8 protein-coding genes are annotated in these 14,607 nt (G+C 55.7%); 6 read left to right on the forward strand and 2 right to left on the reverse strand.

Features of this window, described 5'->3' with window-relative positions; translation table 11 throughout:
• Positions 1 to 72: 72 nt before the first annotated feature.
• Genes IVG45_RS07550 through IVG45_RS07560 form a run of 3 tightly spaced genes read left to right on the forward strand, consistent with a single transcriptional unit; the run spans position 73 to position 7,668 of the window.
• Positions 73 to 2,223 carry a TonB-dependent receptor plug domain-containing protein gene (locus IVG45_RS07550; RefSeq protein WP_196437238.1) on the forward strand — a complete coding sequence of 717 codons (2,151 nt, stop codon included), beginning with the start codon at positions 73 to 75 and terminating at the stop codon, positions 2,221 to 2,223.
• Positions 2,224 to 2,274: 51 nt separating this feature from the next.
• Positions 2,275 to 3,222: an ABC transporter substrate-binding protein gene (locus IVG45_RS07555; protein ID WP_196437239.1), complete on the forward strand. Its 948-nt coding sequence runs from the start codon at positions 2,275 to 2,277 to the stop codon at positions 3,220 to 3,222.
• A 6-nt stretch (positions 3,223 to 3,228) separates the two neighbouring features.
• Complete coding sequence (locus IVG45_RS07560) at positions 3,229 to 7,668, forward strand: EAL domain-containing protein (protein WP_196437240.1); 4,440 nt, start codon at positions 3,229 to 3,231, stop codon at positions 7,666 to 7,668.
• A gap of 76 nt (positions 7,669 to 7,744) precedes the next feature.
• On the opposite strand, the gene IVG45_RS07565 is transcribed toward IVG45_RS07560, so the two are convergent.
• Both IVG45_RS07565 and IVG45_RS07570 read right to left on the reverse strand, forming a co-directional pair.
• Positions 7,745 to 8,266, reverse strand: a complete 522-nt coding sequence (locus tag IVG45_RS07565; RefSeq protein WP_196437241.1) for a glycine zipper family protein — start codon at positions 8,264 to 8,266, stop codon at positions 7,745 to 7,747.
• A gap of 143 nt (positions 8,267 to 8,409) precedes the next feature.
• A complete protein-coding gene (locus IVG45_RS07570; protein WP_230874796.1) occupies positions 8,410 to 8,664 on the reverse strand; it encodes a hypothetical protein in 255 nt (84 codons plus the stop codon).
• Between the two features lie 367 nt (positions 8,665 to 9,031).
• Here IVG45_RS07570 and IVG45_RS07575 point away from each other — a divergent pair, with 367 nt between their 5' ends.
• Genes IVG45_RS07575 through IVG45_RS07585 form a run of 3 tightly spaced genes read left to right on the forward strand, consistent with a single transcriptional unit; the run spans position 9,032 to position 13,589 of the window.
• Entirely contained in the window at positions 9,032 to 9,652 is a 621-nt protein-coding gene (locus tag IVG45_RS07575) for a cobalamin B12-binding domain-containing protein (protein WP_196437242.1), read from the forward strand.
• On the forward strand, positions 9,649 to 10,683 hold the full coding sequence (locus tag IVG45_RS07580; protein WP_196437243.1) for a uroporphyrinogen decarboxylase family protein: 1,035 nt from the start codon (positions 9,649 to 9,651) through the stop codon (positions 10,681 to 10,683). Before IVG45_RS07575 ends, IVG45_RS07580 begins: the two co-directional genes overlap by 4 nt.
• A 5-nt stretch (positions 10,684 to 10,688) precedes the next feature.
• Positions 10,689 to 13,589 carry an ATP-binding protein gene (locus tag IVG45_RS07585; RefSeq protein WP_196437244.1) on the forward strand — a complete coding sequence of 967 codons (2,901 nt, stop codon included), beginning with the start codon at positions 10,689 to 10,691 and terminating at the stop codon, positions 13,587 to 13,589.
• Positions 13,590 to 14,607: the final 1,018 nt, after the last annotated feature.

Consider the following 14,607-nt stretch of genomic DNA (forward strand, 5'->3'; position numbering starts at 1 on the left):
TTTCGAGCAAATGGTTATCATGTTTGACAAAGCATTTCCTTTACCATGAAAGTAGCTAAACCGGAGTTCGTTATGTCTCGCCGATTCCCTTTCCTTGTCTACGCCGCAAGCCTATGCGCCAATGCGCTAGCGCAACCGGTCTCGTTCGAGGAAGAGGAAAAAGCGTTGTCGCGGATCTACGGCGGCGAGGAAATGGTCAGCATCGCCAGCGGTTATAAACAACCGATTTCCAAGGCGCCGTCGATCGCCACCGTGATAACCGCCGCCGACATCAAGCAAATCGGCGCCACCGACATCGACGAAGTGCTGGAAACCGTGCCGGGCCTGCATGTCGAGCGCAACACCATAGGCTATAACCCGATTTACACCTTTCGTGGGATTTTTTCGCAATTCAACCAGCAAGTGCTGATGATGATCAACGGCATCCCGATCACCAACGCCTATACCGGCAGCCGCAGCGAAGTTTGGGGCGGCATGCCTGTTCAAGATATTGCCCGCATCGAAGTAGTGCGCGGGCCGGGCTCGGCGGTATACGGCGCCGACGCCTTCGCCGGCGTCATCAACGTCATCACCAAAACCAAGCAGGACATCGAAGGCACCGAAGTCGGCGGCCGGGTCGGCAGTTTCGATACCTACGACGGCTGGGGGCTGCACGGCGGCGAATGGGCCGGCTTCGACGTGGCGTTGGCGTTGGAATACCATAAGACCGCCGGCCAAAATTCCATCGTCGACGCCGATTTGCAGAGCCAGTTCGACACCCTGCTCGGCACCAACGCCTCGCTGGCGCCGGGGCCTGTCAACCTGTCGCGCGACAATCTCGATGCCCGGCTGGACCTTTCGCGCGGCAACTGGCGCTTTCGCGGCGGCCTGCAACATCGCAGCGACTGGGGTAACGCGACCGGCGTCGCGCAGGCCTTGGACCCGGTCAACCGTTTCGGTAGCGACCGCTGGAACGCCGACCTGACCTACCACTCCGACGAAATCGATAATTGGGATTTGACCACCCAACTCAGCTATTTCGAGACCAGCCAGGAAATCGAACGTAATCTGACCCTGTTTCCGGCCGGCACCACGCTACCCATCGGTGCCAACGGCCAGATCGGCGCCGGCGCGCCGGTGACTTTCCCCTCGGGCTACATCGGCAACCCGGAAGTGTGGGAACGCCATATCCGCATCAGCCAATCCTTTGCTTATACGGGTTTTCAGCAGCACCAGCTGCGTAGCGGCATCGGCTTTAATTACGATAGTTTATTCAAGGCCCGAGTCAGCCAAAACTTCGGTATCGACCCGGCCACCGGCACCCCGATTCCTTCGCAGCCGGGCATCCCGCTAATCGATGTATCCAATACCTCGTCGACCTTTATCCCGACGGTGGACCGTAAAGTGGCCTATCTGTTTCTGCAAGACCAATGGAATTTCGCCAACGACTGGAGTTTGACCGCCGGCGCCCGCTATGACCGCTATTCGGATTTCGGCAATACCTTCAATCCGCGCGCGGCGCTGATCTGGGAGGCTCGCTACGACCTGACCGCCAAATTGATGTACGGCTCGGCGTTCCGGGCACCGTCGTTCCAGGAAATGTACATCATCAATAACCCAGCCCAGCTCGGTAATCCAACCCTAAAGCCGGAAACCATGGAAAATATCGAGCTGGGCTTCGATTACCGTCCGCTGGATAATCTGCATCTGGGTTTGAATTTCTTCAATTTCTGGTGGAACGACATCATCCGCTTTGTGCCGGATGCCAACACCACCACCTCGACCGCGCAAAATACCGGCACCCAACACGGCTACGGTACGGAAATCGAGGCCGAATGGCAGGCGATCGACACCTTAAAAATCACCGGCAATTACGCTTACCAGGAAAGTAGGGACGAGACGCTGAACTTCGATGCCGGTTACGCCCCTCAACATCAGGTTTACTTGCGATTGAACTGGGAGTTTTTGCCTGAATGGAGCTTCAGCCCGCAAGCCAAATGGATCGTTGGCCGTAGCCGCGGCTTCGGCGACGCACGGGCGCCGATAGGCGATTATACTTGGGTGGATTTAACGCTGCGCCGGCAAAATTTGCTCAAGCACGTCGACATCGCCTTTTCGGTGCGCAACCTGTTCGATGTCGACGCACGGGAACCTAGCTTGGCGGGCATTCCGCAAGCGGCCATCCCCAACGATCTACCCCTGGCGTCCCGCGTCTTTTTTGGTGAAGTCAGTTTTAAATTTTAGCCGTCAAGGTTACACGAGTTTCCCGCTTGATGAATTACCCCAGGAGTCATTTTGTTTGGTCGAATTTTTTTTCAACTTTGGTTGGCCTTGTTGCCGGGGCTTTTTTGCGCTGTTGCATGGGCGGAACCGCCTTCGGTCGCCATCATCTATCCGAACGTGCGCGAACCTTATCTGTCCGTTTTCCAGGAAATTGCCCGCGGCATGGAACAAGAATTGGGCAGGCCGGTCGAGCATTATCTGCTCGACGAACGCGATACCCCCACCGCCGACCGTTTAATCAACGAGTTGAAGGACGATGGAATCGATGTGGTCGTCACGCTGGGACGGGCCGGCCTGGCGGTCGCCAAACCGCTGTCCGCCGCGTTTCCGGTGGTGATCGGCGCCACGATGATACGCCCGGATGAAATGCCGCAAGGCTTGACCGGCATCAGCCTGACGCCGGCGCCGGAAGCCATGTTCGATCATTTGAAAAAGCTGGTGCCGGAGATCAATAAAGTCACGGTCATTTACGATCCTAAGCAGACCGCCTGGGAAATTGAGCACGCCGAAAAAGCCGCTCGGGAACGTGGTTTGACGCTGGTCGCCCAGCCCACCGCTACGCTACGCGACTCATCCGATCTGTTCCGGCAAATTCTACTGGAAATAAAAGACAATTCCATCGCCTTATGGCTGCCGCGCGAGAACATGGCAATGGACGAACAATCGCTACTGCCGGAAGTGCTACGGGAAGCCTGGGAGAAAAACTTCGTGGTGTTTTCCAGCAATCTCGATCACGTCCGCAAGGGTGCGCTGTTCTCACTGTATCCGGATAATTTCGGCATGGGCCGCAGCCTGGCCAACCTGGCCTTGCAGCAAACCCAAGCCAACGGAAAATTCGAATCGATTAAATTACTGCGGGATTTACTGGTGGCGGTCAATTTACGCACCGCCGAGCATTTGGGTTTGCGCTTTTCCAGCCAGACCCGGCGCGAATTCGCGATGGTTTTCCCAAGCCCTTAGGTCGAAATGAGACGCCTGTCATGGCCCCGTTTCAAGGGGGCGAGTTTTCAACAGCAGTTGACGGTGACGTTTTCATTCGGCGTACTGGTCATGTCACTGCTGTCCGGGTTCGTGATTTCCTCGCTGTCCTACCAGATCGTCCGCGACAAATGGATCGCGCAAGGCCGGCAATCGACCGAGGCCTTTGCCGCCCAAAGCGCGCTGGCGCTACTCTATGCCAGCCGGGAAAATGCCGAGGAGCCGGCCCGACGGTTTTTGTCGTTTCCGGATGTACTCGGCGTCGCCGTCTATAATCTCGCCCATGAACCGTTACTGGAACGCGGCGAACCAATCTCGGCCACCGACACCGGACCGCAATGGCCGGAATCCTGGCCATTGACCCAAGAAACCCATCAAGCCTGGTATTTTACCGCGCCGGTATTCGCTCGGAGCGGCATCGAACAGGAGACATCGCCGTTCGAAGCCCAAACGCCCAAACCCGAGTTGATTGGCTACGTGCGCCTGGTCATCGGCAAGCAATCGCTGAGCGCCATGAAGAAAAAGATTCTGTGGACTACGTTGATGGTTTCCGGTTGTTCCGCGGCACTGTTTTTACTGTTTTTGCTGGCGATGTCGAGGCGTCTAACGTCGCCCATCAAACAATTGGCGCTACGCATGGGCAAGGCTTCGGCCGGCGAAAAAAACGTGCGGGCCAAACTGAGCGGTCCGCGCGACATCACCGACATGGGCTCCGCGTTCAACACCATGATGGAGGTACTGGAAACCCGAGAAAGACAATTGGAGCGCGCCCGCGATACCGCGTTGGAATCGGCCCGCATGAAAGGCGAATTCGCGGCCACCGTCAGCCATGAACTGCGTACGCCGTTGAACGCGGTGCTGGGCATGTTGGAGCTGTTGCAAGATATGGGACTGACACCCAAGCAACTGGAATATTCGATGATCGCCCGCAATGCCGGCGAAGCGTTGTTGAAACTGATCGAGGACATACTGGATTTTTCCCGCATCGAAGCCGGCATGTTGAAGCGCCAACCGGTCGATTTCGTGTTGTACGAAACGCTGGACGAAGTGGTCGAATTGATGGCCGCCCAAGCCCATCGCAAAAATCTACAACTGAACTATGCCATAGTCGACGACATCCCACTGGTATTGAACGGCGAAGCCTCCAGGGTGCGGCAGGTATTGATTAATCTGGTCGGCAACGCCCTCAAGTTTACCGAGCGCGGTTCCATCGGCATAGAAGTGCATGCCGAGCAAACCGATAACGCCACCACCTTATTGCGCTTTAACGTGACCGATACCGGGATGGGCATACCCGACGCGGCGCAAGCCACCATATTCGACGCCTTCGTCCAGGCCGACGGTTCCAGTACCCGCCATCACGAAGGCGCCGGCCTGGGCTTGGCGATTTGCCGGCGATTGGTACAACTGATGGGCGGACAGATCGGCGTCGATAGCCGGATTGGGCGGGGCAGCCGCTTTTGGTTTACCGTGCCGTTCGGCCCGCCGTGCGGCAGCCGGATATTATCGGAAGCTCGGCAGGCTTATTTTGCCCATTTGCGGATTCTGCTGATCACCGAAAACGATAAAATGCGCCAATTCTTGGCACACAGTCTGGATCATTGGCAAATCCATCACCGTCATTCCGACTACGGTATCCGTGCCGTGGACATGCTACGCTCCGCCAGCGAACAGGACGAAGCTTACCAATTTGCGATTATCGATCTAAAAGACTCCGGCGATACCGGCTGGATCGATATGATAGCCCATGACCCGTCATTAGCCGGCCTCAAGATCATCCTGCTGTCCGATCCCGGCAAGACCGCCCGCCTATCCGGCTTGCCGAACGTGGCCGCGAACCTGACCAAACCGGTTCAGGCTTCCAGACTGTATGATTTTATTTTGACCGTCGGACAAAATTATCAAGAATCGGCGGCCGAATTACCGATGGAACACCCGCAACCGGCGGCATTGGGACGCACCATTTTGATCGTCGAAGACAATAGAGCCAGCCAGATGGTAGCGGTCGGCATGCTGGAACGGCTAGGCTGCGGTTACGAAATCGCCGCTTCCGGCATTGAGGCGCTGGCATGGCTGGAGCGAAAAACCTTCGATTTGATCCTAATGGATTGCCACATGCCGAACATGGACGGTTTCGAGGCAACCCGGCGCATCCGCCTATTGCCGGAACCGGTCTGCGGTCTGCCAATCGTGGCGATGACCGCCAACGCTCGCCAAGGCGACAGCGATTTGTGCCTGACGGCCGGCATGGACGATTACTTGTCCAAGCCGATCAAGTTGAATCCGCTGCGTGAAAAGCTGTTGACTTGGCTCGGCCCCGAGCATCCGGGCCAATCGGTAGCCGATCCGCTACCGCCCTCGCCCATCAATACGCTCGAAACGCTGGACGGTCGGGTGCTGAATCAGTTGCGCGAGGAAATCGGCCAGGGTTTCGCCAAGATGGTCGGTTTTTATCTGGAAGATACCCCACGGGAAATCGAGCAAATCGGCTTGGCCCTGGCGACAAACGATCATTTGCAAGTGCGCGAATTAGCCCACGGTTTGAAAGGCGCAAGCCGCAACCTGGGCGCGGAAAAACTGGCGGCCATCGCCCGGCAACTGGAAGAGCAAGCCAGCCACAACCAAGTCGAAAACGGCGATGAACTGCTGACGCAACTGCGCGACGAATACCGCTTCATCGAACAGTTGCTGAACCGGGAAAGCGGCGCCTCCATCGACCTTGCGCCGCCCGAACCGCTCGGACCCAGAATTCTGGTGGCCGACGACGACAGGGCGATACGTTTTGCGCTGCAAGACGTGCTGGAGAAAGACGGCTATGTTGTCGATGTGGCCAGCACCGGCCATCAGGCGGTGGAGCTATGCCAGCGCCACATGGCCGATTTGATTTTAATGGATGCCATGATGCCGGAAATGACCGGCTTCGAAGCCTGCCAAAAAATTCGCGCTTTGCCGAAAGGGGCCGAAGTACCGATTTTAATGATTACCGCATTGGAAGACGAACATTCGGTCGAGTTGGCGTTTTCAACCGGCGCCAACGACTACATTCCCAAGCCCATCCATTTCGCCGTATTGCGCAAACGCATCGGCCTGTTGTTGGAAACCAGGCTGACGCAACGCACGCTGAATCGTTTAGCCTATCACGATCCGTTGACCAATCTGGCTAATCGCGCCCAGTTCATGGATCGGTTGAACACGTTGATCAAGGCGACTTCCGGTCAGCGCCAACTGCATGCGGTGCTGTTTCTGGATTTAGACCGATTCAAGCTGACCAACGACACCATGGGCCACGAAATCGGCGATCAAATGCTGAAAGCCGCCGCGGAACGGATTCAAGGCTGCGTTCGCAAGGATGACATGGTATCCCGTTTCGGCGGCGACGAATTTACCTTGTTATTGGAACAAATCGCCAGCCCGCAAGTCGCGGCGGCGGTGGCCGAAAAAATCTGTAGCACTATCGCCATGCCGTTCGTACTGATGGACCAGGAGTTTTATATCAGCTCCAGCATCGGTATTTCCATCTATCCGGCCGACGGCACCGATAGCGGTTTGTTGATCAAACACGCCGATACCGCGATGTATCGCGCCAAGGAACAAGGCAACACCTACTGCTTTTACGAAGACAGCATGGAATTTGCCGTGTCCTCCAAACTGCGGCTGGAAAGCGATTTACGCCGCGCGCTGCAGCGCGATGAATTTTTTCTACATTATCAACCGCAAATCGATCTGGATAGCGGCATGATTGTCGGCGCCGAAGCGTTGATCCGCTGGCGGCATCCCGAACTGGGCCTGATTGCGCCGGACATCTTCATTCCGGTTGCCGAGGAAATCGGCTTGATCGAGGCAATAGGCGCTTGGGTATTGGGCGAAGCCTGCCGGCAAAACCACGCTTGGCAACTGGCCGGTTATCCAGCGTTCACGATGGCCGTCAACGTCTCTCCGCGCCAGTTGGAACAGGAAAATTTCGCCGATCAAGTCATAGAGATCGCCGCCGAAACCGGTTTGCCGCCGGAATATCTGGAACTGGAATTAACCGAAAGTTTGTTCATCCGCAACCCGGAAAAAAAACGCGATGTGCTGGCCCGATTGAAAGCGGCCGGCATGCAAATATCGATCGACGATTTTGGCACCGGCTATTCCAGTTTGAATCAACTCAAACAGTTCGATTTCGACAAACTGAAAATCGACAAATCATTCGTCGCCAATATCACCCACGATGCCGACGCCGCCGCCATCGTGCTGGTGATTATTTCCATTGCCAAAATCTTGAAATTCAACGTCATCGCCGAGGGTGTGGAAACCGAGCGACAAGCCGAATATTTACTGCAACACGATTGCGACGAAGCGCAAGGCTATCTGTTCGGCAAACCGATGGCGTCCGAGGACTTTTGCCGACTGCTGGAACGGAACCGGGAAGCCCTCAGCCCATGACCTGAATACCGACCCTTGAAGCCGTTATCAGGCAAGGCCAGTCAATCTGTGGGCTGAACCGGGAATGGCCGGCGATTCATCTGAAGGGTGGCGGCGGTGGCGAACCGGGTGGTGGTGGCGGTATCCGCATGGCCGGCCTAACAAGCGGCGGCGAACTTTCGTTGATGAATTGTCCCGATACCGGCACCCTGTGCCCCTTGGCGTACATGCATTGGATATAGGCATTATCGTAACCTTCCTGGGTCGCATAAGCCGCCCGCCCGCCTTCACCGGCTCCGATGATACTACCCGCCACCAAACCGGTTCCGGCACCAATCGCAGCACCCTCGCCGCCGCCCAAGGCCGCGCCGGCGGCCGCGCCGATCGCGGCGCCGACAATGGCGCTGCCGATTTGGCTATCGGCCGCCGCCTGGTTGGCGCTTGAACCATCAAGCTGTCCGGAAGCATATTGCTGGCACAAATAATCGTCTTGCTGAAATTGCTCGAAAGACATGCTCGAACCCGGCAGAGCCATCACACTGGGTCCGCTTGGCATATTCGCGCATCCGGACAGTAAGCCGACCAAACCCAATCCGACCATCTTCAGTATCCGTTGCATCAGTATTCTCCGTTTACCGGGGTGGAATAGGGTCAACTTGGCGCCAGCCCGACGGGCAATCCTGGACATAGGGGTAATAGCCTTCCGGGTTGCCGCAGTAATACCAATATCCGGCCGGATATTGCTGGGTGACGGGCGGCGGACTACGTTCGATGTAAAGCGGCGGCCTGGAAGGCACCGTCACCACGGCCGGCGGGTGGATAATAGGGGTAGGAATAATAAGGACGCGGAAAAAGCGGCACGCCGAAATAAAAACTAAAGCCCGGATGACCGTGAAAACTGTGGTATCCGCCGCCATAATGCCGGCCATGATGGCGATGGTCCGCGACACTCGCCGAACTACCCGCAGCCATGACCAAAATCGCCAGCACGATTGGAAATAGTTTGGTTTTGAGCATGTTAACCACCTCTGAATCGGAAATATGCCTTCGACCAAGAAGGTTATCCGGCCTGGCTTATTGCCGGCTTAAGACTTGGCTCCCGATTGTAAACTTGTATCTCAGACACTGATACTCTCTTTCACTTTGGATTCTCTAAACCAGTGATCAAATTTATCAGAATCCAATCACCCCTCACATAGGTCAAATGTTGCAGAGTCCCTCGGCATAACCGGGATTTACCATCAATCATTTGCGGGGCTATCTTATTCAGAGGCCTTGTATCAAAATATGGAACGCCGGCATCAGCACCAAGCGCTTCCCTGCGGCCTTTTTTGTTTCGTAATTAGCCAATCTTTTAATGCTCCCAACAAATATTCAAAATTCAGTGCAAAACTTCCGTAAAGCACTGGAATCGCTTGACCGGATTCAGGCCGAAACATTGTTTCAACAAGCTTTAACCGGAGATTCGGTCATCGAAGTGGTGGAACGGTTTGTCGTGCCGGCCTTGGAACAAATCGGCCAGCGCTGGAACGATGGCCATATTGCCCTTTCGCAGGTCTACATGAGCGGCAAATTTTGCGAGGAACTGGTCGACCGCGCCCTACCGCCCTGCGCGCCGGAACGTAAACATCAGCCCCGGCAGGCTATCGTGGTGCTCAACGATTACCACATGCTGGGCAAGCGCATTGTCTATTCGGTGATGCGGGCCAGCGGCTTCGAACTGTTCGATTACGGACGCATGGACGTCGGCGAACTGGTCGAGCGCATCGTTGTCGACAAACTCGAAATCCTATTGGTTTCGGTGCTGATGCTACCCTCGGCGCTCAAGATTCGAGAACTGCGCGACGCACTCGACGCCCGAGGCATTGCGCTGAAAATCCTGGTCGGCGGCGCACCTTTTCAATTCGATCCGCAACTCTGGCAAGAGGTCGGCGCCGACGCGATGGGGTTATCGGCGGCCGATGCCGTGGTTATTGTGCAACGCTGGGCGGGAGACATGGCATGAATTCAATGCAACGGGTTCTGACCACCCTCAGTTTTAAAGAGCCAGACCGGGTGCCGCTATTTTTGTTCACCGGGCTGCAAGGCGCCGGAGAGCTGGGTTTGTCGATCGAGGACTATTTTTCCCGATCCGATTATGTGGTCGAAGGGCAAATGCGTTTGCTAAAGAAATACCGTGGCGACTGTATCACCGGTTTTTTTTACGCCGCGATTGAATTGCAGGCCTGGGGCGGCGAAGCCATTTTTCAGCCGGATTGCCCGCCCAACGCCGGCCCCGCCATCATTCGACGGCCCGAGGACATTGACCGTTTGCGGGCGCCAAGGGTTGCCGATTCCCCGCTTTTATTAAGAGTGCTGGAAACGATTCGACAACTGAAAGCGCGGGTGGGAGATACGGTACCGATAATCGGCATCGTGATCTCGCCGTTTTCATTGCCGGTGATACAAATGGGCTTTGACCGTTACATCGAATTGATTTACGAACAGCCCGAGCGGCTGGCCAAGCTAATGCGCATCAACGAAGATTTTTGCGTCGAATGGGCCAATGCCCAACTGGCGGCGGGCGCCACCGCTGTTGGTTATTTCGACCCGGTATCTTCCGTGACCATCATCCCTCGTGAACTTTATCTGCAAACCGGGCAGCAAGTTGCCATGCGCACGCTGGCGCGCATCAACGGCCCGGCCGCCACGCATCTGGCGTCCGGCCGCTGCCTGCCCATCATCGACGACATCGCCGCCACCGGCAGCGCCGGGCTGGGCGTCAGCGCGCTGGAGGATCTGGCGGCACTGAAAGCCGCCGCCCAGGGTAAGCTGACCTTGATCGGCAATCTCAACGGCATCGAAATGCGGCGCTGGACGGCGGAACAGGCGGAGCGCGAAGTAAAATCCGCCATCGCCAAAGCCGGGCGCGGCGGCGGTTTCATCCTGGCCGACAACCACGGCGAAATTCCCTGGCAAGTGCCGGAACAAACCCTGCTGGCTATCGCCGATGCCGTCGAACGCTGGGGACGTTATCCGCTGGACTGGATCGAGTAACGCCGATGAAGCTCGATAACGGCAAGCACTGCATTCTCTGCTGCGACGGCTTTCGGCGCGAACTGGCCGCCGCCGTGGCCGCCGAAGCCTGGGACGATGTCGACATCGCCGGCTTTTCTACACATTGCGGTAATCCTCCGCTCAATTGGGACGATCTGAGTCCTTTACTCGGCGAAGGCTGTAGCCAAATTACGATCATGGGAATGAGTTGCCTGAGAACGCTAGGCGAGCCTCCACCCGATTGGCCAACGGTGCGCTTCGAGCATCTTGAGCAATGTTTCCACCTGATCGCCGGCTCCGCATTAGTATCCGATGCCATCGAGAGCGGCGCCTATCTGATGACGCCGGCCTGGTTGGAACACTGGCCCGAGCGTTTGGCCGACATGGGTTTTGGGCCGGAAAATGCCGGCGAATTCTTTCGCGATGTCACGCGCGAATTGCTGCTGCTCGATACCGGCCTTGATCCCAACGCCAGCGCAAACCTGGCCGAATTCGCCAAGGCAGTAGGGCTTCCGACCCGGCGTATGGCCGTCGGTATCGATCATACCCGCCTGTATCTGAACAAGATCGTCATGGCATGGCGCTTGGAACAATCGCAGCACGCCGCCCAGGACTTGCATGACCGCCACGCGCGCGAGCACAGCGATCAAATGATGGCGATCGATTGCCTATCGCGCTTGGGCCGCATCATGACCGAGGCCCAAGCGATTGCCGCCATTGAGGAACTGTTCCGGATGCTGTTTGCGCCGCAACAATTGCATTATTTGCGGATCGAAGACGGCGGAATCGATCCCCATCACTCGGTACCCGCCGATCTACTGGCGCAAATGCTTGCATTGAATGCCGATTATGCCTGGACTGAAAGCCGGCAAGGATTTCTACTGCGCATCCGCCGCAATGGCGAGCCGCTGGGGCTGGTTGCCATCGAACAGTTGGCTTTTCCCGAATATCGCGAGCAATACCTCAATCTCGCGCTGGCGATTGCCGGCGTCTGCGCGCTGGCGATCGAGAATGCCCGCGCCTACCAACGCACCAAGGCAATAGAAGCTGAACTGCGGGAAAAAGAAGAGCGATTGTCGCTAGCTACCCTGGTCAATGGCGTCGGCATCTGGGACTGGAATCTGCTTACCGAGGAAATGATCTGGGACGACTCCATGTATGCGCTCTATCAACTCCGCCGAGACGATTTTGCAGGCACCGAGCAAGCCTGGCGAACAGCCTTGCATCCGGACGATCTGGCCCGTGGCGACCGCGAAGTGGCGGCTGCAATTTCCGGCGAAAAACCTCTGGACACCGAATTTCGAGTTTGCTGGCCGAACGGCGAAGTACGTTACATCAAGGCGGTCGCCAAGGTATTTCGCGACGGCGGTGGCAAGCCGCTGCGCATGCTCGGCACCAACATCGATATTACCGAACTAAAACGCGCCGAAGCCGAACTCGATCAATATCGCCAGCATCTGGAACAACTGGTGGAACATCGCACCCTTGAACTCTTGACCGCCAAGGAGGCCGCCGAGGCCGCCAATCGCGCCAAAAGTGTTTTTCTGGCCAATATGAGCCATGAATTACGCACGCCGTTGAACGCGATTCTCGGCTTTTCCAACATGATGCGCAAAAATACGCGCCTGGAACAGAGCGAGCGCGACAACCTCGACATCATCAATCGCAGCGGTGAACACCTATTAAGTGTCATTAATGACGTGCTGGAAATGGCCAAGATCGAAACCGGGCGCATACGATTCGAAGAAGTTCCATTTGATCTTGGCGGCATGGTGAGCGACACCTCCGATATGCTCGCCGCACGCGCCAGAAAAAAAGGGCTGCAATTGCTCATCGACCAGACTTCGCCGTTTCCGCGCTTCATCATCGGCGACCAAGGCCATCTGCGCCAGATACTGATCAACCTGCTCGAAAATGCCATCAAATTCACGTTGCAGGGCAGCGTCACCTTACGTCTGGGGATAAAACAAAACGCCACTGCCCATCTTGCGATTGAAGTCGAAGACACAGGCCCCGGCATTCCACTGGAAGATCAGCCACGTATCTTCGAACCGTTTGTGCAACTGGGCGAACATGGCATCAATCAGGGCACGGGGCTCGGCCTGACTATCACACGTCAATTCGTGCAAATGATGGGTGGCAGTCTCATGCTGGAAAGCGAACCTGGAAAAGGCTCTGTATTCCGGGTTGAATTACCACTGAAAGAAGCACGCGAGGCGGACGTAATTCCTAAGCCGGTACAACAGACTCAGGGCGAGGTGGTCAGTCTGGCGCCCGGACAACCCGACTACCGCATCCTGATTGTTGAAGACCAATTGGAGAATCGACAGCTACTCACCCAACTGATGGAGTCGGTCGGTTTTCAGGTCAAACTGGCGGAGAACGGAGAACAGGGCGTGCAACTTTTCCTGAGCTGGCGGCCGCATCTGATCTGGATGGATAGGCGCATGCCGGTGATGGATGGTCTTGAAGCCACCCGGTCTATTCGCAAACTTCCGGGCGGCAAAGAGGTGAGGATCGTTGCCGTCACCTCCTCCGCCTTTATGGAGCAGCGCGACGAAATGTTGAATGCGGGAATGGATGACTTGGTGCGAAAACCCTATCGCTTCAACGAAATCTACCAATGCCTGACCAGACAACTCGGTGTGCAATTCATCCATGCCCAAGCGCAACCGGAAAAGGCAGTGGAGACAATGCCGCTGACCGCGCAGATGTTGTCGGTGCTACCGCCAAGCATGTGCCAAGAGCTTCAGGATACCCTGAAATCCCTGGATGCCGAACGCATCGCCGAATTGATTGAACAAGTCGCTTCCTATGATGCAAACCTGCGGAAGACGCTAGCCCAATTGGTGGATAACTTCGACTACCTTGCAATCCTGAAGGTATTGCAGACACTCCATCGCTAAACCAAACCTTAGGCTTTCGGCTTTACAATTTCGCCGTTGGGCAATCTGAGATTTTTGCAACCACGGCGCCGTTTGATTTTAATCAGTGCCTGAAAGGAAACTCGCTTTTTTCAAAATCCTGCCGGCTCACTGAGCATGGTCACAGCTGTTTTTTCGGCACGGGCCAAGCAATTTACCCTGCTGAGCGTCCCCAAATGATGCCAATCAGCCATTCCGAGTGAATTTTGGACTCATCTTTCCTTGCGCTTTTGGCTTTTTTCCGCCATTTGCTTATGTCTTGATCTTCGATCAAATGCGCCCAAAATCGGCGTTGCCACTTGTGCCCTTTGGGTAAATATCCAGCTCGCGGCGTTTTTTACGGCTTTTTGAAACTCTTTCGCCTACATCAATTGACCGAGAAAATCTCCCTTTCAACATATTTCACCGTATCGAAAAATTGCCATCGTCTGACCGCACTGTCCAAATGCTCGGCAACTGCTCCATGCTTTGCCCTACCTCCTGCATCCATGCAGTCGAATGCAAATGATCCGGCATAATCACTACCGCATTCATATAAAAAGGTCTTTGATATTTTAAATATCAAAAGGCATCTCGCAATGCATCAATCTTTTCAATCAACAAACGCTTGTTTCTTCGCTCGGCAAGATTGACTGTAAAAAATCACATGACTTTCGGTATATAAAATCGTCGGTATTCGGTCATGATGTTTTTAATTACGCGATCGATGCGCCTCCTAACGTCGGCAGCATCCTATAGGCGCACATTATCGAGTTGGAAATAAACCCCGCACGACCGCGTTACCTGCTGACTGATGTCGGCGTGGGCTATCGTCTGGCGATCAATGACGATCGACTTGAGTTGTAAATCGAGTCGAAGATGCTGTTGGACAAGTGCATTTTTACGATTTTTTTATATGGTGTTCCGTATAGTGCGGCCTCTTGTATTTTCCGCGCCAGTTGTCGCTAGGTCTGCCGTTGAGCCGATCCCTTCGGTTTCTGCCGAACTCAGTGAGTTTGGT

Origin of the sequence: Methylomonas sp. LL1 (genome assembly GCF_015711015.1) — a bacterium.
In the GTDB taxonomy this organism is placed as follows: Bacteria; Pseudomonadota; Gammaproteobacteria; order Methylococcales; family Methylomonadaceae; genus Methylomonas.